16 protein-coding genes are annotated in these 19,693 nt (G+C 65.8%); 8 read left to right on the top strand and 8 right to left on the bottom strand.

Going from position 1 to position 19,693, the window contains the following annotated elements:
- Window positions 1–2 precede the first annotated feature (2 nt).
- Entirely contained in the window at window positions 3–1,838 is a 1,836-nt protein-coding gene (gene lpdA, locus E7V67_021325) for a dihydrolipoyl dehydrogenase (protein WUR12219.1), read from the top strand.
- A gap of 95 nt (window positions 1,839–1,933) precedes the next feature.
- On the opposite strand, the gene E7V67_021320 is transcribed toward lpdA, so the two are convergent.
- Window positions 1,934–2,914, bottom strand: a complete 981-nt coding sequence (locus E7V67_021320; protein ID WUR12218.1) for a helix-turn-helix domain-containing protein — start codon at window positions 2,912–2,914, stop codon at window positions 1,934–1,936.
- Between the two features lie 79 nt (window positions 2,915–2,993).
- Here E7V67_021320 and E7V67_021315 point away from each other — a divergent pair, with 79 nt between their 5' ends.
- A complete protein-coding gene (locus tag E7V67_021315; protein WUR12217.1) occupies window positions 2,994–3,302 on the top strand; it encodes a DUF1272 domain-containing protein in 309 nt (102 codons plus the stop codon).
- Window positions 3,303–3,557: 255 nt separating this feature from the next.
- Here the strand turns inward: E7V67_021315 and E7V67_021310 are convergent, their stop codons facing one another.
- From E7V67_021310 to E7V67_021300, 3 genes are all read right to left on the bottom strand, one after another.
- Window positions 3,558–4,286 carry a PEP-CTERM sorting domain-containing protein gene (locus tag E7V67_021310; GenBank protein ID WUR12216.1) on the bottom strand — a complete coding sequence of 243 codons (729 nt, stop codon included), beginning with the start codon at window positions 4,284–4,286 and terminating at the stop codon, window positions 3,558–3,560.
- Between the two features lie 90 nt (window positions 4,287–4,376).
- The gene (locus E7V67_021305; protein ID WUR12215.1) at window positions 4,377–5,429 is read right to left on the bottom strand and encodes a substrate-binding domain-containing protein; all 1,053 of its coding nucleotides are present in this window, start codon (window positions 5,427–5,429) and stop codon (window positions 4,377–4,379) included.
- 62 nt (window positions 5,430–5,491) lie between these two features.
- Window positions 5,492–7,066, bottom strand: coding sequence for a tryptophan halogenase family protein (locus E7V67_021300; GenBank protein WUR12214.1), 1,575 nt, complete (start codon window positions 7,064–7,066; stop codon window positions 5,492–5,494).
- 325 nt (window positions 7,067–7,391) lie between these two features.
- Between E7V67_021300 and E7V67_021295 the strand changes: the two genes are divergently transcribed.
- From E7V67_021295 to E7V67_021285, 3 genes are all read left to right on the top strand, one after another.
- Entirely contained in the window at window positions 7,392–9,842 is a 2,451-nt protein-coding gene (locus E7V67_021295; GenBank protein ID WUR12213.1) for a TonB-dependent receptor, read from the top strand.
- Between the two features lie 125 nt (window positions 9,843–9,967).
- Window positions 9,968–10,807 carry a TlpA disulfide reductase family protein gene (locus E7V67_021290; GenBank protein WUR12212.1) on the top strand — a complete coding sequence of 280 codons (840 nt, stop codon included), beginning with the start codon at window positions 9,968–9,970 and terminating at the stop codon, window positions 10,805–10,807.
- 94 nt (window positions 10,808–10,901) lie between these two features.
- A complete protein-coding gene (locus E7V67_021285; protein ID WUR12211.1) occupies window positions 10,902–11,225 on the top strand; it encodes a YdhR family protein in 324 nt (107 codons plus the stop codon).
- A 136-nt stretch (window positions 11,226–11,361) separates the two neighbouring features.
- Here the strand turns inward: E7V67_021285 and E7V67_021280 are convergent, their stop codons facing one another.
- From E7V67_021280 to E7V67_021265, 4 genes are all read right to left on the bottom strand, one after another.
- A complete protein-coding gene (locus tag E7V67_021280) occupies window positions 11,362–12,597 on the bottom strand; it encodes an MFS transporter (GenBank protein WUR16325.1) in 1,236 nt (411 codons plus the stop codon).
- Between the two features lie 202 nt (window positions 12,598–12,799).
- The gene (locus E7V67_021275; GenBank protein WUR12210.1) at window positions 12,800–14,122 is read right to left on the bottom strand and encodes a GH1 family beta-glucosidase; all 1,323 of its coding nucleotides are present in this window, start codon (window positions 14,120–14,122) and stop codon (window positions 12,800–12,802) included.
- A 199-nt stretch (window positions 14,123–14,321) separates the two neighbouring features.
- Complete coding sequence (locus tag E7V67_021270; protein ID WUR12209.1) at window positions 14,322–14,504, bottom strand: hypothetical protein; 183 nt, start codon at window positions 14,502–14,504, stop codon at window positions 14,322–14,324.
- A gap of 94 nt (window positions 14,505–14,598) precedes the next feature.
- On the bottom strand, window positions 14,599–15,276 hold the full coding sequence (locus tag E7V67_021265) for a TetR/AcrR family transcriptional regulator (protein WUR12208.1): 678 nt from the start codon (window positions 15,274–15,276) through the stop codon (window positions 14,599–14,601).
- 149 nt (window positions 15,277–15,425) lie between these two features.
- On the opposite strand from E7V67_021265, the gene E7V67_021260 reads away from it, so the two are divergent.
- The 3 genes from E7V67_021260 to E7V67_021250 are packed head-to-tail and all read left to right on the top strand — an operon-like array spanning window position 15,426 to window position 19,682.
- Window positions 15,426–16,601 carry an HlyD family secretion protein gene (locus tag E7V67_021260; GenBank protein ID WUR12207.1) on the top strand — a complete coding sequence of 392 codons (1,176 nt, stop codon included), beginning with the start codon at window positions 15,426–15,428 and terminating at the stop codon, window positions 16,599–16,601.
- 18 nt (window positions 16,602–16,619) lie between these two features.
- On the top strand, window positions 16,620–18,209 hold the full coding sequence (locus E7V67_021255; protein ID WUR12206.1) for a DHA2 family efflux MFS transporter permease subunit: 1,590 nt from the start codon (window positions 16,620–16,622) through the stop codon (window positions 18,207–18,209).
- A 30-nt stretch (window positions 18,210–18,239) separates the two neighbouring features.
- Window positions 18,240–19,682, top strand: a complete 1,443-nt coding sequence (locus E7V67_021250) for an efflux transporter outer membrane subunit (protein ID WUR12205.1) — start codon at window positions 18,240–18,242, stop codon at window positions 19,680–19,682.
- Window positions 19,683–19,693 lie beyond the last annotated feature (11 nt).

The following is a 19,693-nucleotide window of genomic DNA, read 5'->3' as shown; positions in this document are numbered from 1 at the left end:
CGATGAGCATCGTAGAAGTGAAGGTACCGAACATCGGCGACTTCAAGGAAGTGGAAGTCATCGAGGTGATGATCAAGCCGGGCGACACGATCAAGGTCGACCAGTCGCTCGTCACCGTCGAATCGGACAAGGCGTCGATGGAGATTCCGTCCACCCACGCCGGCGTCGTCAAGGAACTGAAAATCAAGGTGGGCGACAAGGTCTCCGAAGGCAGCCTGCTGCTGATGGTGGAAGAAGCCGCTGGCGCCGCTGCCGCCCCTGCGGGCGCGCCGGCTGCGCCGGTGGCCAAGCCGGAAGAGAAGGGTGCCGCGCCAGGCCAGGCCGCGCCGGTGTACGGCGGTCCCGCCGTGCCGGCACCGGCTTCGGCACCAGCGTCCGCGCCGGCCCCTGGCGCCGGTTCGTTCTCCGGCCAGGCCGACGTCATCTGCGACATGATGGTGCTGGGCGGCGGTCCGGGCGGCTATTCCGCCGCGTTCCGCGCGGCCGATCTGGGCATGAACACCGTCATCGTCGAGCGCTACGCGACGCTTGGCGGCGTGTGCCTGAACGTGGGCTGTATTCCGTCCAAGGCGCTGCTGCACCTGGCCTCGGTCGTCGATGAAACGGCGCACCTGGGCAAGCACGGCGTCAAGTTCGCGCGTCCCGAGATCGACATCGACGAAGTGCGCGCCTACAAGGAAGGCGTCATCAACAAGATGACGGGCGGCCTGACCGGCATGGCGAAGGCGCGCAAGGTGCAGGTGGTGCAGGGCGTGGGCCAGTTCCTCAGCCCGAACCACATCGAAGTCACCGCCGGCGACGGCACGAAAAAAGTCGTGCAGTTCAAGCAGGCCATCATTGCGGCCGGTTCCTCGGTCGTCAAGCTGCCGTTCGTGCCGGAAGACCCGCGCATCGTCGATTCGACCGGTGCGCTGGAGCTGCGCTTCATGCCGAAGCGGATGCTGGTCATCGGCGGCGGCATCATCGGCCTGGAAATGGCGACGGTCTACTCCACCTTCGGCGCGCGCATCGACGTGGTCGAGATGATGGATGGCCTGATGCAGGGCGCCGACCGCGACGCCGTCAAGATCTGGCAGAAGTACAACGCGCACCGCTTCGACAACGTCATGACCAAGACCAAGACGGTCGGCGTGGAAGCGCTGCCGGAAGGGATCAAGGTTACGTTTGAGGCGGCCGAAGCCGGAGCCACGGCACCGGAACCGCAGCTGTACGACATGGTGCTGGTGGCCGTGGGCCGCAGCCCGAACGGCAAGAAGATCGCCGCCGACAAGGCCGGCGTGCGCGTCACCGACCGTGGCTTCATCGAAGTGGACAGCCAGATGCGCACCAACGTGCCGCACATCTTCGCCATCGGCGATCTGGTGGGCCAGCCGATGCTGGCGCACAAGGCCGTGCACGAGGGCCACGTGGCCGCCGAAGCGGCTGCCGGCCAGAAGTCGCACTTCGACGTCAAGGTGATCCCGTCGGTCGCCTACACCGATCCGGAAGTGGCATGGGTCGGCCTGACCGAAGACGAGGCGAAAGCCAAGGGCATCAAGGTCGAGAAGGGTCACTTCCCGTGGGCCGCCTCCGGCCGCGCCGTGGCGAACGGCCGCGAAGAGGGCTTCACCAAGCTGCTGTTCGACGCCGAGACGCACCGCATCGTCGGCGGCACCATCGTCGGCACCCATGCGGGCGACATGATCGGCGAGATCGCCCTGGCGATCGAGATGGGCTGCGACGGCACCGACATCGGCAAGACGATCCACCCGCACCCGACCCTGGGCGAGTCGATCGGCATGGCCGCCGAGGTGTACGAAGGCGTCTGCACGGACTTGCCGCCGCCGCGCAAGCGTTGAGGTTGGGGTCTGTCCCCATCGGGGACTGACCCCGAAGTTGCAAGCGCCATGTCAACGCAAGCAAACTTCAGGGTCAGTCCCCTCGGGACAGACCCTCAGCCAAACCGCGCCTGGTACTCACTGGGCAGCACACCCAGCTTCAACACAAACGCCCGCCGCAGGTTGTACTCGCTACCATGCCCGCTGCGGCGCGCCGCCTGCTTTACCGTCATCCCCGGCCGTTCCAGCAACTGGCACGCCAGTTCCATCCTCAATTGCGCCAGCAACTGCGCCGGCGTCACGTCCAGCTCCTCGCGCAAGCGCCGGTGTAAGGTGCGCATCGACAGCGCACACGCTGCGGCCATCTGTTCCACGTCGATCGCCAACTGCAAGCGTGGGCGCAGCCATGCGATCAGCTTTGTACCAACGCCATCCGTTTCCGACTGCGCCAGCAGCTCGGTGCTGAACTGGCGCTGGCCGCCGTGGCGCTTGAGAAACAGCACCATGCGCCGGGCCACGGCCAGCGCGGCGGCACGGCCGAGGTCTTCTTCCACCAGGTCCAACGCCAGGTCCATGCCGGCGCTGATGCCGGCGGACGTGTGGAACTTGCCGTCCTTGACGTGGATCGCGTCGTCCTGCACGGCGATGGCTGGATGCTCGGCCCGCAATGCCGCCAAGTCCTGCCAGTGCGTGACGGCGCGGCGTCCATCCAGCAGGCCGGCGCGCGCCAGCACGAACGCGCCCGTGCACACGGAACAGCAGCGCGCGGCCGGGCCGGCGGCACGCGCGACCCAGCGCAGCAGGGCGCGTCCTTCGGTGCTGGCGTCCGACGGCAGGTCGGCGGTGCCGGCACCGGAGACGATCAGCGTGCCACCTGACACGCCGCGGCGCGGCAGTGGCGCCGCGACCAGCGCGACGCCAGCCGACGACGTGACGGCGCCGCCGCCAGCGGCGATCACGTGGATGCGGTAGGGCGGCGGCAGGCCGGCGTCGCGCGCCTCGTCGTTGGCGCTGGCGAACACCTGCAGCGGACCGGTGGCGTCCAGCAGCACGAAGCCGGGGAACACGAGCAGCCAGATATCGATGGGGGAGGGCATGGTGGCAGATATTCATCCATCGCTGTCATTCCTGTCAATCGCTGCTGGCCCAGAATGAGCGCATCTGACAGGAGAAACCATGCTCGAACTGCGACCCACCTGCGAACACTGCAACAAGGCGCTGCCGCCTGCCGCGACCGACGCGCGCATCTGCTCGTACGAATGCACGTTCTGCGCCGATTGCGTCGACGGCTTTCTACAAAACGTCTGCCCCAACTGCGGCGGCGGTTTCGTGCCGCGCCCGGTGCGGCCGTCACGCAACTGGAAGAACGACAACTACCTGGGCCACGACCCGGCCCGCACGGAGCCGAAGCACCGGCCGCTGGACCCGGCTGCGCATGCCAGGTTCGCGGCACCCATCAAGGATATCGCCCCGGCTGCGCGCTAAGAACGACCCGCGGCAGCCACCCACGGGGTTGGGGCAGGCCTCCCATCATCGTGATGGGGACTGGTTGCCCTGTATTTGGCCTGGGGGGGCACCAGCCGCCCACGTCCAGAGGAGCCCTCCGCTTACTGCGCGCTATTCGCATGAAACCCTGTGTCGGCAGATATGGTCTTCCTGGCCCGTCAACCCCGTCCGTGCCTGCCAGTCGTCGTGATACCCATGGCCGGAATGAGGACGGCTGCCGCAGGCCATACTCGCCTATCGCCGCTTCTTGAGCGTTCGCGCCAGCGCCAGGGCGGCGACCCCACCGGAGAACATCAGCCAGGTGGAGGGTTCCGGTACAGGCTGCACTTCTATCCGAAGAGTCAGGTCGCGAACGAGCATGCTGGCCTGTGCACCGGCGTAACTGGGCGGGCCACCTTCGGGATCGGGAACGACGGCGCTGATCACCTGGTTGCCCGCCTGCGCATTGAAATGCATGGTGGAGAAACCGGTCAAGGCAAGTCCACCGGCATAGATCGAGATCTCCCGCTCGCCATTGAACATACCCAAATGCGACGCGCCACCATATAACGGCTCGAACCCCCGATAACCGCTGAGGTAGGTGTACTGCGCCTGATCCACGTAGCCCCCGGGCGGCTGGTTGAAATAGCCTTCAGCAATACCCGTTATCGATATCGACGTCACGCGGTAACCAGGGGCCACATCCAGGCCATAGGTCGTGGTGTACGTAACCCACCGACCCCCTTCCAGCATGCCGGTCGAATCGGCCATGCCGAGGCTGACGGCAGCCTGGATATCGATCAGAGCGATTGACGCAACGTTGTCGGCATAGGACAGCAGGGTGGCGTATCCATCGCCATCGTCCCACATGGGGGTACCCCGCAGTGTGAAGGAGGGGGTAGTAATAGTGGGCGTCATCGCCAGCGCGAGGCCCGGGCTGAGGGCCAGCGCGAAAATCAGGGGGCCAAATATCCTGGTTGCCATGGTCGCTCTCCAGCAAGTCGTTGTGCTGGTTTAGTCTAGACGGGATCGCCAGGATGTCAACTGTGGAATGGCAGCGCTGGAGCTGGATGCTCAGGGCCCTGCGCCCGCGTGCCCCCTCTTATCCTGGCGTGCCACCGGCAAGGTGGTCTCCCGCACGATCAGCTCCACCGGTGCCACGCCTTCGTCGAACGCCTCGCGCCCCATCAGCGACAGCAGCGCGTTGGTGGCGGCCTTGCCCAGGTCGTACAGCGGCTGGCGCACGGTCGTCATCGGCGGCGCCGTGTAAGACGATCCCGGCAAATCGTCGAAGCCGACCAGCGACACATCTTCCGGCACGCGGATGCCCTTGCGGTACAGTGCCAGCCGGGCGCCGTAGGCCGACAGGTCGTTGGCCGCGAACACCGCCGTGAACGGCACGTCGCGTTCCAGCAGGCGGTTGATGGCGGCCAGCCCGCTCGGTTCGTGGAAATCGCCTTCCACCACCAGTTGCGGATCGACGGCCACGTCGGCTTCGGCCATCGCGCGGCGGTAGCCGGCCAGGCGCTCGTTGGCGTCGCTGCTGCTGGCCGGGCCGGTGATGAAGACGATGCGGCGGTGGCCCAGGTCCAGCAGGTGGCGCGTGGCCAGCCAGGCGCCGTGTTCGTTGTCCACCTTGAAGCCGATGGCGTTCGCGGTGCGCAGCGCCCGGCCCGTGGCGACGATGGGGCGGTGATTGGAGAATTGCAGTACCGTCTCGTCGGAGATGCGGCCCGTCAGCAGGATGATGCCGTCCACCTTGCGCGCCAGCAGCAGGCGGATGCGGTCCGATTCCTCGTCCGCGTTCCAGTGGCCGCTGACGATGACGCTGGTGTAGCCGGTGCCCTTCAGGGCATCGTCCACGCCGCGCAGGGTCTCGTCGAAGAACGGCGAGCTGATGTCCTGCACGACGATCCCGATCGTCATCGTGCTGCCTTTCTTCAGGCTGCGCGCCATCTGGTTCGGCGCGAAGTTCATCTGCTCGATGGCCGCCAGCACGGCCTTGCGTTTGTCGTCCGCCACGCGGGCGGTCCCGTTCAGGATGCGCGACACGGTGCTGGCCGAGACGCCCGCGGCGCGGGCGACGTCGAGCAGCGTGGTCGGGTTGGTGTGGTCGTCTGAGCTCAAGTTCGTCTACGTAGTCTGGAATATTGTCCGGCGAAGGTTAGCATATGCGCGCTTCGCCACCCTCAGACGTACAGGCGCCGCGCCGGCGCGGCCGCCATGGTGCCGCCCCGCCGGTAGTGCTCCACCAGGGCCCGGTGCGTGGGCAGGTCGGCCAGCGCGTGGTGCGACAGCTGCGCGATGGTCTGGAACTCGCGCCGGGCAGCCGTCATGTCCGGCAGCGCGGCCGGATGCGCCATCTGGCGGGTCGGGAACTCCATCCCGTACAGCACGTACTGCCAGCTCGAGGGTGGGTACATCTCGATGTCGGTGACGAAGTCCAGCCGGTGCGGCGGACGGGCACGCCACATCGCCAGCTGCTCGCGCAGCGACTCGGGAATCGTCGACGCATGCGCGTTCTCGATCCAGAAGGCGTTGTCGGTGCGCTGCGTCAGGCAGTAGTGCAACTTGACGAAATCGACGATGCGCTCATAGCGCGCCTTCATCTGCGCATTGAACAGCTTCGCGGCCGGGGCCAGGTTGCCGTCGTACGGGAACAGGTAGCTGACCAGGTAGGTCGCCGCCTCGATCAGGCCGATGCCGGAGGACTCCAGCGGCTCCAGGAAGCCGCCGGAGAGGCCGATGGCCACGCAGTTCTTGACCCACTGTGTCTCGCGGTAACCCACGTTGAGCTTCAACAGGCGCGGCTCGCGGCCGTCGCTGGCGGGGCCGATGTACTGGCGCAGCAGCTGGTCGGCGCGGTCGTCGCTGGTATGGCGGCTGGAGTAGACGTAGCCGATCCCGCGCCGTTCGTGCAGGCCGATGTCCCACGTCCATCCCGCTTCGTGGGCGGTGGAGATCGTGTACGACGGGATCGGAGAATCCGGGCGCTCGTACGGCACCTGCATCGCCAGCGCCCGGTCGACGAACAGCGTGTCGTTGATGTTCCTGAAAGGGGAGCCCAGCGCCTCGCCGATCAGGCGTGCCCGGAAACCGGTGCAATCCACGTACAAGTCCGCCGCCAGCTCGCCCGCCTCGCGTGTCACGACGGCGGCGATGGCGCCCGTGTCGTCCAGTTTGACCTGGTCGACGGTGGCCTCGACGCGGCGCACGCCCAGGCTCTGCGCATGGCTGGCCAGCAGCGTGGCGAACGCGCCGGCGTCGAAGTGATAGGCGTAATTCAGTGGACCCACGAAGTCCGCGTCGCCGCTGCGCTTCGGAGCGTGGCTCATGTCCGCCACGTGCTTTTGCATCGTCACGGCGGCGGCGAACGGCACGTCCGCGCCGGCCGCGCCTTGGAGCCAGTAGGGCAGCAGCTCGGGCCCGCCGGGGCGCTGACTGGGCTGGCTGAACGGATGGAAGTAGTGGTCCGGGCCGCGCGCGCCGGGCGCGCGCACCCAGTGGTTGAAGCGCACGCCCTGCTTGAACGTGGCGCTGCACTCGCGGATGAAGCGGCCCTCGTCGATGCCCAGCACCGACAGCGTGCCGCGGATCGACGGGAAGGTGCCTTCGCCCACGCCGATGATGCCGATGTCCTTCGACTCGACCAGCGTGATGGCGGTGCCGCCACCTTGGGTGCCCAGCGTCCTGGCCAGGAAGCCTGCGGCCAGCCAGCCGGCCGTGCCGCCGCCGACGATGAGGATGTTGCGGATGGGTTGCATGCGTCTCCTTTCGTTGTTATTGCCGGGCTCGTGTCCCGGTTCGGTGACTGACCCCGCGGTGGGACACGGACACGGCTGTAGCATGCCGCCTCACGGTCGGGCCCGTGTCAGCTTGCGTGCCTGACCCCGAACTTCGACACGAGCTCGGCTGTTGCCGCCGGCCCACACCTGTGTTGCAAACAAAGTGGTTTCGCGACATTTTTAAATTGACATCAACATTCTAACTTGGCTACCATGAAAACGGTTTCATGAATTCGGAAAACGTTTTCACTGTATTTGAAAACGTTTTCAGATGCAAACAATACGCAGCAACAAAGGAGACTAGATGAACACCGCAACCCCACGGGCCCGCAAGCTGGGCTCGCCGATCCAACTCGCCGTGCTGACCCTGCTGGCCGGCCTGAACAGCGCTTACGGCCAAACGGCTGGCGTCAACGCCACGCCGGAAGTACCGAAAGAGCAGCAACAGGCGCAAAAAGCCGCAGAAGCCAGCTCCACCGTCATCCCTGAAGTGTATGTGACGGCCACCAAGCGCAGCACGTCGCTGCAGCGCACCCCGGTCGCGGTGACGGCCATCAGCGCCGCCGCGCTGGACGACAACCACGTGCAGACGATCCAGGACGTCGTCAACCTGGTGCCGGGCTTCTCGGCCACCAGCCAGGGCGACCACGGCGTCATCACGATGACGATGCGCGGCATCGGCAACGACAGCGCCAAGACCGAATACGCGGACCCGGAAGTGGCCGTGTTCGTGGACGGCATCTATTCGCCGCGGCCGGAAGGCGCGACCACGCTGCTGTTCGACCTGGAAGGCATCGAGGTGCTGCGCGGTCCGCAAGGCACGCTGTGGGGCCGTAACTCCACCGTCGGCGCCGTCAATATGCAGACGGCCAAGCCGACACTGGGCAGCAGTTCCGGCTACGTGGAGGCGGGCATGGGCGACTACGCGCGCGTGGGCGGCCGTGGCGCGTTCAACATCCCGCTGTCCGATACCGCCGCCATGCGCGTCGCGTTCGTGCACGAGCAGCACGACGGTTACGTCGATTATCAGACGCTGCCGAACATCCCCTTGGCGCAGCAGCAGGCCGCCGCCGCGGCGGAGATTGCCGCGGCAAATGCCGCGCACCCGAACAACCCGATCGCGTTCCAGCCGCTGAACGCCGCCAGCTTCGTCCAGGGCGGCAAGAAGTACAACGCCCAGGACCAGACCGCGCTGCGCCTGTCGCTGCTGTGGGAGATCATGCCTTCGCTGCACTGGAACCTGGCCTACGAGCGTTACCAGGACCGCGGCACGCCCAGCATGAACCTGATGCAGACGCCGCGTGCGGGCCAGGACCTGTGGTCCGCCCTGATCGATACGGCACCGTCGCTGAAGCGCGATTCGAATTCGGTGCGCAGCCGCGTGGACTGGGCCATCAACCCGGACATGGCGCTGGCCTACATCGCCGGCTGGTCGTCGTTCCACGGCTCGTCCACGTACGACCAGGACGGCGGCTCCTACGTTCCGACCAGCTTCACGACGGGCGGCAAGTCGCAAGCCAACAACACGCTGCTGTCGAAGTACAAGAGCTACAGCCATGAGGTCGAGCTGCAGTCGACCGGCAAGAAACAGGTCGATTGGCTGCTGGGCCTGTACTACGGCCGCGAGAACAATGCGATGCGCTTCGACATCCCGATCATGAACGGCACCCAGAGCGGCACCGTCAACTGGCAGGGTTCGTTCATCCAGCCGAAGCAGACGGTGGATTCGAAAGCGGTGTTCGGCCAGACCACCTGGAACGTCACGGACCAGTGGCACCTGACCGCCGGCGCCCGCTACACCAAGGACAAGCGCCAGAACATCGGCGGCATCGGCTGGGGCTGGGACAGCAAGGCCGACGTGCCGCAACTGCCGATCGCCCCGAGCACGAACCCGGCCGATCCCGGTTCGGGCTTCGCGATCAGCTCGCGCAACAGCGGCTCGTTCAGCGGCAGCAAGGCCACGTGGTTGGGCCGCGTCAGCTACGACATCACGAAGACGTCGATGCTGTACGCCAGCGTATCGACCGGCTACAAGTCGGGCGGCTTGCAGGACGGTGGCATCCCCTATGGCCAGGAGACGCTGACGAACTACGAGCTGGGCAGCAAGAGCACGTTCCTGAACGGCATGATCCGCATGAACAACGCGCTGTACTACGAGAAGTTCAAGGGCTTCCAATTCAGCGCGCCGGTGACGAATCCGGACGGCAGCCACAGCCTGTCGACCTACAATGCCGAAGGCGCCAAGGTCTACGGCCTGGAGACGGAGATCGCCGCCAAGCTGACCAAGTCCGACCGCCTGCAGTTCACCGCCTCGTACACGCATGCGGAGCTGGGCCAGCTGATCGGCGGCAGCAACGACTACACCCTGCCGGCCTGCTCGATTCCCGGCATCAGCAACTGCCTGGACGTGACGGGCAACACGATGCCGCACTCGCCGAAATGGAGCACGCAGCTGATGTACCAGCACGTATTCCAGCTGCCGGCCGGTACGCTGACGCCGCGCCTGTCCGCGCACTGGGAATCGTCCAGCTGGCTGTCGGTATTCAACCTGGGCGAGCCGGACCGCCAGGGCTCGTACTCGAAGATCGACCTGGGCCTGCGCTACGACGCCGACAAGAAGTACTACGTCGACCTGTTCGTGCGCAACGCCACGGACAAGAACATCAAGACGAGCGCGCAGAACCCGCAAGGCGTGTGGCAGGCGCAGTACCTGCCACCGCGCACGATCGGCTTCAACGCCGGCTACACGTTCTAAATCGCTTTCAGTTGTGCCCTGGGACCCCGGCTTCGCGAGAAGCCGGGTTTTTTTGTACCCATTCGAAGCGGTGTGCCTGCTGGCCTGCGCGTTAACAGTTTCTTAATAGTACGGTGTGACGATCGGTGCATTTGTCGTTCAAGGAGCGCAGCTTGGATATCCTTCGTCTGGGTCCAGTCGTTTTGCCCGTCCATGCCTTGCTGGCACTACTGGGGCTTGGCGCGGCCAACGCGGTCGCCGCGTGGTATCGTCGCTGTCGCGGTATCGATCCCGGCCCGGCGCTTTGGCGCATGACCTTGGTAGGCTTCGTCGCCGGCAGGCTGTTCTTTGTCTTGCGCCACCACGACCTCTTTGCCGATTCGCCCTGGTCGGCCTTGAATATCCGCGATGGCGGATTCGTGCCATGGGCAGGTTGGCTGGCCGCGCTGGCGACGGGCGCGCTCCTGGCACGCAACAGCGCGCCCCTGCGGCGATCCCTGCTCGCCGCGACCTTGGCGGGCGGCGCCGTATGGCTTGGCGCGACCTTGCTCAACCAGGCGCTGGCGCCGGCACGCGAACCGATCCCGGCCATCGCCGTGCAGCGGCTGGACGGGGCTACCGTCGCGCTGGACAGCTTCAAGGGCCGCCCGCTCGTCATCAACCTGTGGGCGACCTGGTGCGGCCCATGCCGGCGCGAGATGCCGGCACTGATGGCTGCCCAGCGCACTCATCCCCAAGTCACGTTCGTCTTCGTCAACCAGGGCGAGTCGGCCCAGGCGGTGCGAGAGTTCCTGTCCGGGCATCAGCTCGACATTGCGAACGTCTTCGTCGACCCCGCCAGGCAGGCCGGCACCGCCACCCGGTCGCTGGGCTATCCGACTACGCTGTTCTACGACGCGGCTGGCACGCTGCGCTTGCGTCATGTCGGCGAACTGTCGCAGGCGTCGGCACGCGAGAAGATTGCCGGGCTGGACGGGCCGCCGTAACCGCCGCCGTTCTCCGGGGCGCGAGCCCAGCAACAGTGAAAAGTGTGGCGTGATATATTGAAACGACCGTTCTTGCTACACGGAGGAGACCGAGATGATCATCGCCATCACATCGTTTGCATTGCCCAAGCCCATCAGCCGCGAGGAAGCGCAGCGTATTTTCATGAGCACCGCGCCCACCTACCAGGCCGTGGAAGGCCTGCTGCAGAAGCACTACGTGCTGTCGGAGGATGGCGGCACGGCCGGCGGCGTGTATTTCTGGAAGACCCGTGAGGCGGCGCAAGCGATGTACACGCCCGCATGGCGCGAGTTCGTGCGGGAGAAGTACGGGACGGAGCCGACGGTGACGTATTTCGACAGCCCGGTCGTGGTCGACAACGTGACCGGGCAGGTGTTCCAGAACGAGCCGGGCGCCTGATCCTCAAGCTACAGCCGGGCCCGTGTCCCACCGCGGGGTCAGTCACCGAAGTGAGACACGGTTTCATCAATTGCGATGGCCGAGCTCGTGTCAGCTTTCGTGCCTGACCCCGAAGTTGACACGGGCTGGGCTGTTGTCAGCCTTCCTTGTGGTGGAACGGGGCGAACCACGTGACCAGGAATGAGGGAATCGTGGCGGCCATGACGAACCAGAAGTAATTCACGTAGCCCAGCATCTGCTGCAGGTGGCCCGAGACGAGGCCCGTCACCATCATGCACAGGCCCATCAGGCCGGTGCCGAAGGCGTAGTGCGTGGTCGTATACTTGCCCGGCGCCAGCTGCTGCATCAGGTAGATCATGAAGCCCACGGAGCCGAAGCCGTAGAAGAATTTTTCGATGGCGACACCGGCGCTGATGACATACACGTCCGTTGGCTGGAACATCGCCATCAAGAGGAACGTCACGTTCGGAATATTGACGGCGCAGCACAGCAGGAACAGCGTCGGCTTCAAGCCCCGCTTGGCGACGAACATGCCGCCCAGCAGCGAACCGATCAGGACTGCGATCAGGCCATAGGTGCCGTAGAACAGGCCCAGCTGCTCGTTCGACAGGCCCAACCCGCCTTTCGCCACCGGGTCGACCATGAAGAACGGGCCGATCTTTTCCAGCAGGCCGATCGACAGGCGGAACAGGAAGCCGAAGCCGATCATCAGCCACACATCGCGCTTCTGGAAGAACGTGACGAAGGAATCCTTCAGGATGAACCAGGCCTGGGACACGGAGGAGGGCGCGCTTTCGGCCTTAGCGCCGTCCGGCATCGTCTTCAGGTGCCAGGCCGCCATGGCCAGCGTGACGCCGGCCACGATGAAGAAGATGATGCGCCAGCTGTCGATCCAGGCCGGGCCGAAGGTGCCGGCGTCATGGTGGAAGGTGTTGGTGTGCAGCCAGCCGGACAGGTAGACCAGGCCGCCGGAGGCGACGATGGGCCCCACGTTCCACGACAGGCTCTGGATGCCGCAGTACAGCGACTGCGAGCGGGCGTCCAGGCTCGTCACGTAGACGCCGTCGGCGGCGATATCCTGGGTGGCGCCGATGAAGGACAGCAGGACGAACAGCGTCACCATGATCGCCATGTAGCCGGGCAGGGACATCGCCAGCGCCACGCAGCCGAAGCCGGCCGCCAGGATCACCTGGGTCCACAGCACGAAGAACTTCTTGGTGCGGTACATCTCGACGAACGGCGCGAACAACGGCTTGATCGTGTACGCCAGGATCAGGTAGCTGGCGTATTCGGCCGCGCGGCCGTTGTCCATGCCCAGGTTCTTGAACATGATGGCCGTCACGTTCGTCAGCATCACGTAGGCCAGCGCCATCGTGAAGTAGCCGGTCGGCACCCACAGCAGGGGACTGGTGCGCGGCCTGGTGGCGCTGCCGGCGGCAACGCCCGCGTCATGGGCGGTCAGGGTTGGTGCCTCGTTGGGCATGATGTCTCCTTATTATGTCTGCAACACCGGTGACAGGCACCTGTCTTAGGGTCTTCGACCCTGAGACAGGTGCCTGTCACCATGGGTTCTATCACCCCTTGCGCTGCCCGTCGATAAACTCGCGATACCACAGCGCGCTGGCCTTCGGTGTGCGCCGCTGCGTCGCGTAATCCACGTGGACGATGCCGAAGCGCTTCGCATAGCCGGAATTCCACTCGAAATTATCCAGCAGGCTCCACAGGAAGTAACCCTGCACGTTCACGCCCTGGCGCATCGCGTCCAGCAGGGCCGCGAGGTGGCGCTGCACGAAGTCGATGCGCTGCGTATCCATCACCTGGCCGTCAACGACCTGGTCCGGATTGGCCATGCCGTTTTCCGTGATGTAGATCGGCGGCAGCGCGTACTGGCCGTGCAGCTTGACCAGCAGCTCGGTCAGGCCCTGCGGATAGATCTCCCAGCCCATGTCCGTCTTGCCCAGCTTGGCTTCCGGCTGGCGCGGTGGCGTCTCCGCGCTGGCGTAGTGGCGGAAGTAATAGTTTACGCCAAGGAAGTCGATCGGCTGGCGGATGAGGTCGAAGTCGCCGTCCTGCACGTCCGGCGCGTTGGCGCCGTGGGCACGCAGCGCCAGCTCGGGGTAGTGGCCCTTGAAGATCGGGTCCATGAACCACTCCACCGAGCGCGAGTATTCGAATGCGGCCAGGTCGCGGTCGGCCTGGCTGTCCGTGGCCGGGTCCGAAGTCCACTGGTTCAGCACGATGCCAAGCTGGGCGGAACTGCCGACGGCACGCATCGCCTTCATCGCCAGGCCGTGCGACAGCAGCAGGTGGTGCGATACCTGGATCGACTGCTTCAGGTCGGCCACGCCGGGCGCGAACTGGGCATTGCCATAGCCCAGGTTGGCCGTGCACCAGGGCTCGTTGTGGGTTGAAATCGTTTTCACACGTGAGCCAAAACGACGCGCCACTTCAGCCGCGTAGTCGGCGAAGCGATAGGCCGTGTCACGGTTGAGCCAGCCGCCTGCGTCCTGCAGGCCCTGCGGCAGGTCCCAGTGGTACAGGGTGACGTGGGCGGCGATATTCTTGCTGTCCAGCTCGTCCAGCAATTGTTCGTAGAAGGCAAATCCGGCCTCGTTCCATGCGCCCGAGCCTGCCGGTTGCACGCGCGACCAGGCGATCGAAAAGCGGTAGGCATCCACGTGCAGGCTGGCCATCAGCGCCACGTCCTCCGGATAGCGGTGGTAGTGGTCGCAGGCGACATCGCCGGTGCCGCCGTCGATGATCTTGCCCGGGGTATGGCTGAAGGTGTCCCAGATCGACGGGCCCTTGCCGTCGGCGCTGGCGGCGCCTTCGATCTGGAAAGCGCTGGTGGCGACGCCCCAGGTGAAGGAGCGCGGAAATTGCAATGGATCGGTCATCTTGTCGTCGGGAGAAGGGTGAAGGGCCTTGAAATCGTTTTCAAGAGTTTCAACCATTAAACCCGATGGCTGCGGAAGTGTCAATCTTCCAGCGCCGTGTTGCGCGCCGAATGCTCAGTGCTTCGGGATTGGCGTTCGTCGGCAATAAAAAACCGGGCATCTGCCCGGTTGTCGTGTGGTGTCGATCCGTTTGCCGCGATCAGTTGGCGACGAAGCGCGACGGGATTTCCATTTCACCGCCTTTGGCCGCGTCGGCATATGCGCGCAACTCGTTGATCGCCCGGTCCAGTTGCTCCTTGCTGGGGTTGGCCTGGAAGCCACGGATGCATTCGTTCAGCGAAGCTACTTTCTGGCTCCATTCCAGTCGATCGATCCTGCTCATACTGCCTCCCTACTAAATTATGTTCTTGAGGAAACCATTATCCGCCAGGGTACCAGGCTGCACCGTGCGCCAGCGCACATACCGCAGAGCAGCTTCAGCTCTCGGCGCCGCGCAGGAACAGGTCCACGCGCTGCTCGACCAGCAGCGCGTCCTCGCGTTCGCGACCTGCCTGCGGATTGAACAGGTAGCGCTTGAGGTGATCGCCCATTAGACAATTGATTAAGTGAATCGTCAATTGTTCAGGTGGGATATCGGCACGGAACTGGCTGCGCACGTCCGGCCGGGTGAAATAGCGGTTCAGCGCCTCGCGCGACTGGCGCGGGCCAGCTTCGTAGAATGCCTCGGCCAGCTCGGGGTCGCGATGGGCCTCGGCAATGACCATCCGGTACAGCTGGATGGCGGTAGGGGAGGACAGCATGTCGTGGATGCGCACGCCGAAGTCGATCAGCACTTCGCGGACCGGGCGGCGGTTGGTGCCCAGGTCTTCCATCGTGGCGAAGTAGGCGTTCCGGCCGGACAGCAGCACTTCCCGGAACAGCCCGCTCTTGCCGCCGAACTTGACGTAGATCGTGCGCACGGCCACGCGGGCCCGCCGGGCGATCATCTCCAGGCTGACCTTGGCATAACCCTTTTCGAGAAACAGTTCGCCAGCCGAATTGATCAGTTCCTGCGTGCGTGCCTCCGCATCGCAGGCCCGCGGGCGGCCAGCGCCACGCGTTCCCAGGTCCAGGGGACAGCGATGCGCGGATTCGATGGCTTGCTCGTCAGACATTTCTCTCGACATGAAGGGAAAACCGAAGGCTAACAGAAGGGAGATACTTTATGCCACTTAGAAATGAAATGCAACCGTTTCATTTCTTGACTTCGGCCAATCTTTATCGAATAATGCACAGACACCATTTCATTTTTCGGAGCGTTACCATGTCCAACCAGCCCAACCACGCCGATCCCAAAGTGCTCAGCGCCGTGCCGCCTGGCGCGCCCGCGCCGGCCGCCGCGCCGGTCAAGAAGCAGCCGAACCGCAAGGTCGTCGTCGTGGCCGGCCTGATCGCCATCGCGGCGCTCGCCGCCGGTGGCCGCATGTGGTACCGCAGCACCCACTTTGTCGAGACGGAAAACGCCTACGTCGCCGGTCACGTGCATCCGGTCTCGTCCCGTATCGCGGGCATCGTCACCAAGGTGCTGATCGAGGATAACCAGATGGTCAAGGAAGGCGACGTCATCGCCGAGCTGGACCCGTTCGACCAGCGCGTCAAGGTCGAGCAGATCCAGGCCCAGATCGCCAGCGCGCAGACGCAGGTGATCCAGGCCGAGGCGCAGATCGCCCAGGTCAACGCGCAGGCCAGCGCGGCCCAGGCCCAGGTCAAGCAGGCCGAGGCCCTGCTGGTGCGCGCCAACCAGGATGCGCAGCGCTACAGCCAGCTGTTCACCAGCCAGATGAAAGCCGTCTCGAAAGCGGAACTGGACGCCGCCACCGCGACCCGCGCCAGCGCCGTGGCCGACGTGGCCGCGCGCAAGGACAGCGCCGCCGCCGCCAAGGCGCAGATCGCCGCCGCGACCTCCGCGCGCGACGTGCTGAAGGCGCAGATCGACGTGCTGAAGGTGCAGCTGAAGGACGCCGAGCAGCAACTGGCCTACAACAAGGTGCTGGCGCCGGTCTCGGGCCGCGTCGGCAAGCGCAGTGTCGAGGTGGGCCAGCGCGTGCAGCCGGGCCAGCAACTGACGGCGCTGGTGCAGGACAACGTCTGGGTCACCGCCAACTTCAAGGAAACGCAACTGGCCGAGATGCACGTGGGCCAGCCGGTGCACATCAGCGTCGACGCGCTGCCGGGCAAGGAGCTGGTCGGCCGCGTCGACAGCTTCGCGCCGGCCTCCGGCGCCCAGTTCGCACTGCTGCCGGCCGATAACGCTACCGGCAACTTCACCAAGATCGTGCAGCGCGTGCCGGTCAAGATCACGCTGCAGCCGGCCGACCTGAAGGCCCTGGCGGGCCGCCTGGTGCCGGGCATGTCCGTCATCGCCGAGGTGGAACTGGGCGACGACAAAGCCGCCGACGCGCGCCACGCACAGGCCGGCAACACCGCCGCGGCACACTAAACAGCAGGAGCGCTCGTCATGAGCTCGACACAAGCACCACCGGCCTTCGTGCCGGTGACGGGGGCGGTTTCGTCCCGCACCTGGGTGGCCGTGGCCGCCGGCATGCTGGGCGCCTTCATGGCCGTCCTCGACATCCAGATCACCAACTCCTCGCTGAAGGATATCCTCGGCTCGCTGTCGGCCACGCAGGAAGAGGGTTCGTGGATCTCCACCGCCTACCTGGTGGCCGAGATCATCGTCATCCCGCTGACCGCGCTGCTGACGCGCGTGTTCTCGCTGCGCGGCTACATGATGGGCACCACCGCGCTGTTCCTCGTGTTCTCCACCTTGTGCGGCTTCGCCTGGAACCTGGAGAGCATGATCGTGTTCCGCATGATGCAGGGCTTTACCGGCGGCGCGCTGATCCCGATGGCAATGACCCTGGTGATGGTCAAGCTGCCCGCGTCCAAGCGCGCGACCGGCATGGCGCTGTTCGGCCTGACGGCGACCTTGGCGCCGGCCATGGGGCCGACCCTGGGCGGCTACCTGTCGGAGCTGTACGGCTGGCCGTCGATCTTCTACATCAACTGGATTCCCGGTCTGTTGCTGATGGCCGGCGTCGCGTATGGCCTGGACAAGGAAAAGATGCGGCTGGACCAGCTGTGGAACGCCGACTGGCTGGGCATCGGCTTCATGGCGCTGGGACTGGGCTGCCTGACGATCTTCCTGGAAGAGGGCAACAGCAAGGACTGGTTCGACTCGTCCTTCATCGTCACGTTTGCCGGCCTGGCCATCGTCGGCCTGCTGGGCTGGATCGTCACCAGCACCACGCGCGAGCATCCATTCGTCGACCTGCGCCTGTACGGCCAGCGCAACTTCCTGGTGGCCTCGGTGCTGTCGGCCGTGATGGGCATGGGCCTGTATGGCTCGTCGTTCCTGCTGCCGCTGTTCCTCGGCCAGATCGCCGGCTACTCGCCGATGCAGATCGGCGAAGTGATCATGTGGGTCGGCCTGCCGCAGCTGTTCATCATGCCGTTCGCGGCCAAGCTGTCGGGCAAGGTCGACAACCGCATCCTGTGCTCGATCGGCCTGTTGCTGTTCGGCGGCTCGTGCCTGATGAACGCCTACATGGACGCGAGCACGGGCTACGACCAGCTGATGCTGTCGCAGATCATCCGCGCGCTCGGCCAGCCGTTCGTCATGCTGACCCTGTCGAACTTCGCCATGAACGGCATCGCGCCGAAGGACGTGCCGTCGGCTTCGAGCCTGTCGAACATGACGCGCAACCTGGGCGGCTCGATCGGCATCGCGCTGTTGGCCACGTCGCTGACGCAGCGCGAGCACTTCCACTCCCAGCGCCTGGGCGAATCGATCACCGGCTTCTCGCTGGCCACGCAGCAGCGCCTGGACCAGCTCACACAGGGCTTCGTGGCGCAGGGCTTCGATCCGGTCAACGCGGCCGACAAGGCGCTGAAGGCGATCGACGGGATCGTGCGGCGCGAGAGCTACGTGATGGCCTACAACGACGGCTTCTTCCTGGTCGGCGTCATCCTGCTGTCCTGCATCGTGATCCTGTGGCTGTCGGACAAGGTCAAGTCGCCCGGCGGCGGCGGTGGCGGCGCGCACTAAACAACAAGAGGATTCGTTATGTTTATCGGTATGAAAAAAATCTCGCTGGCTGTCGCCTCGGCCGCCCTGCTGCTGTCCGGCTGCGCCACCGTCGGCAACGACTTCAAGGCCCCGGCCAACGTGGCCGCCGCGAACTTCAGCAATGCCGCCGGCGACGCCGCCGCGGCGCACCTGCCACGCGAGTGGTGGAACGTGTTCGGCGACGCCACGCTGGCGGACCTGGAACAGCGCGCGCTGCGCGACAGCCCGACCGTGCAGGCCGCGGCGCAGCGGCTGCTGCAGGCCGAGGCGCAATTGGGCGTGGTGCGCGCCAACGAAGGTCCACAGCTGAACGTCAACGCGGGCGTGTCGAATGCGCGCACGTCGGCCAATACGTCGCAGGGGATCGCGCTGGGCCGGCGCTCCATCAGCGGCAACAACTATTCGGTCGGCACCGGCTTCTCGTACGAGATCGACCTGCTGGGCCGCGTGCGCCGCGCCGTGGAAGCGGCCGACGCCCAGGCGCTGGCGGCGCAGGCCGATCGCGACGGCGTGATGACGATGCTGACGACGCAGGTGGCGACCACCTATTTCCAGCTGCGCGGCCTGGATGCCGAGATGGCGATCCTGCGCGGCGCGCTCGATACGCGCCGCGAGACCGAGCAGCTGGTGACGGCGCGCTTCGAAGCGGGCCTGTCGAACGAGCTGGATACGGCACGGGCCCGCATCGAGCGCGCCAACGCGGAAGCGGACCTGGAGGAAGTGCAGCGCCAGCGCAACGCGCTGGAACACGGCCTGGCCGTGCTGCTGGGCGCCTCGCCGACGACGCCGGTGCTGCCGGCCGCGCAGGGCACCCGTCTGCCGCTGCCGCCCGCCATTCCCGTCGGCCTGCCGGCCAGCCTGCTGGGCCAGCGGCCCGACCTGGCGGCCAGCGTGGCCAGCCTGAAGGCGGCCAATGCGCAGGTGGGCGTGGCCGAAGGCGCGTTCTATCCGTCGGTGTCGCTGACGGGGAATTTCGGCTTCGCGTCCGAGAGCCTGTCCGAGCTCGCCAAGGGCGGCTCGCGCCAGTTCAGTTTCGGGCCGCTGGCCGTATCGCTGCCGATCCTGGACGGCGGCCGCAACCAGGCCAACCTGGCCGCGGCCAAGGCGCGCTACGAGGAAGCCGTCGCGAATCACCAGCAACGCCTGCTGACGGCGCTGCGCGAGGTGGAGGACGCGCTGTCGGACGTGCGCCAGAAGCAGCAGCAGGACAAGGTGCAGGGCGTGTCGCGCGAAGCGGCGCAGCGCGCCTACCAGGTGGCGCGGGCCCGCTACGAGCGCGGCCTGTCGACCTACCTGGACGTGACGGATGCCCAGCGCAGCGCGCTGGCGGCCGACCGCGCCGGCGTGCAGATCGGCACGCAGCGCCTGCTGGCCGCCGTCTCGGTCGCCCGCGCGCTGGGCGCCGGCTGGCAGCCGGAAGGCCGCCTGACGACGCTGGCGCAGGCGCACTGACGGAAACATTG

This window comes from [Empedobacter] haloabium (assembly GCA_008011715.2).
GTDB lineage: Bacteria > Pseudomonadota > Gammaproteobacteria > Burkholderiales > Burkholderiaceae_D > Rugamonas > Rugamonas haloabia.
Note: the sequence above shows the minus strand (reverse complement) of the source record. Positions and strands in the feature narration are given on the sequence as shown.

What these genes read in the sequence shown, in the direction of transcription:
- E7V67_021315 (WUR12217.1), top strand. Translation starts at nt 2,994, where the DNA reads ATGCTCGAACTGCGACCCACCTGCGAACACTGCAACAAGGCGCTGCCG.
- E7V67_021270 (WUR12209.1), bottom strand. Translation starts at nt 14,504, where the DNA reads ATGAGCAGGATCGATCGACTGGAATGGAGCCAGAAAGTAGCTTCGCTG.
- E7V67_021255 (WUR12206.1), top strand. Translation starts at nt 16,620, where the DNA reads ATGAGCTCGACACAAGCACCACCGGCCTTCGTGCCGGTGACGGGGGCG.
- E7V67_021295 (WUR12213.1), top strand. Translation starts at nt 7,392, where the DNA reads ATGAACACCGCAACCCCACGGGCCCGCAAGCTGGGCTCGCCGATCCAA.
- E7V67_021260 (WUR12207.1), top strand. Translation starts at nt 15,426, where the DNA reads ATGTCCAACCAGCCCAACCACGCCGATCCCAAAGTGCTCAGCGCCGTG.
- E7V67_021275 (WUR12210.1), bottom strand. Translation starts at nt 14,122, where the DNA reads ATGACCGATCCATTGCAATTTCCGCGCTCCTTCACCTGGGGCGTCGCC.
- E7V67_021285 (WUR12211.1), top strand. Translation starts at nt 10,902, where the DNA reads ATGATCATCGCCATCACATCGTTTGCATTGCCCAAGCCCATCAGCCGC.
- E7V67_021310 (WUR12216.1), bottom strand. Translation starts at nt 4,286, where the DNA reads ATGGCAACCAGGATATTTGGCCCCCTGATTTTCGCGCTGGCCCTCAGC.
- E7V67_021280 (WUR16325.1), bottom strand. Translation starts at nt 12,597, where the DNA reads ATGGCGCTGGCCTACGTGATGCTGACGAACGTGACGGCCATCATGTTC.
- E7V67_021300 (WUR12214.1), bottom strand. Translation starts at nt 7,066, where the DNA reads ATGCAACCCATCCGCAACATCCTCATCGTCGGCGGCGGCACGGCCGGC.
- E7V67_021265 (WUR12208.1), bottom strand. Translation starts at nt 15,276, where the DNA reads ATGTCTGACGAGCAAGCCATCGAATCCGCGCATCGCTGTCCCCTGGAC.
- E7V67_021250 (WUR12205.1), top strand. Translation starts at nt 18,240, where the DNA reads ATGAAAAAAATCTCGCTGGCTGTCGCCTCGGCCGCCCTGCTGCTGTCC.
- lpdA (WUR12219.1), top strand. Translation starts at nt 3, where the DNA reads ATGAGCATCGTAGAAGTGAAGGTACCGAACATCGGCGACTTCAAGGAA.
- E7V67_021320 (WUR12218.1), bottom strand. Translation starts at nt 2,914, where the DNA reads ATGCCCTCCCCCATCGATATCTGGCTGCTCGTGTTCCCCGGCTTCGTG.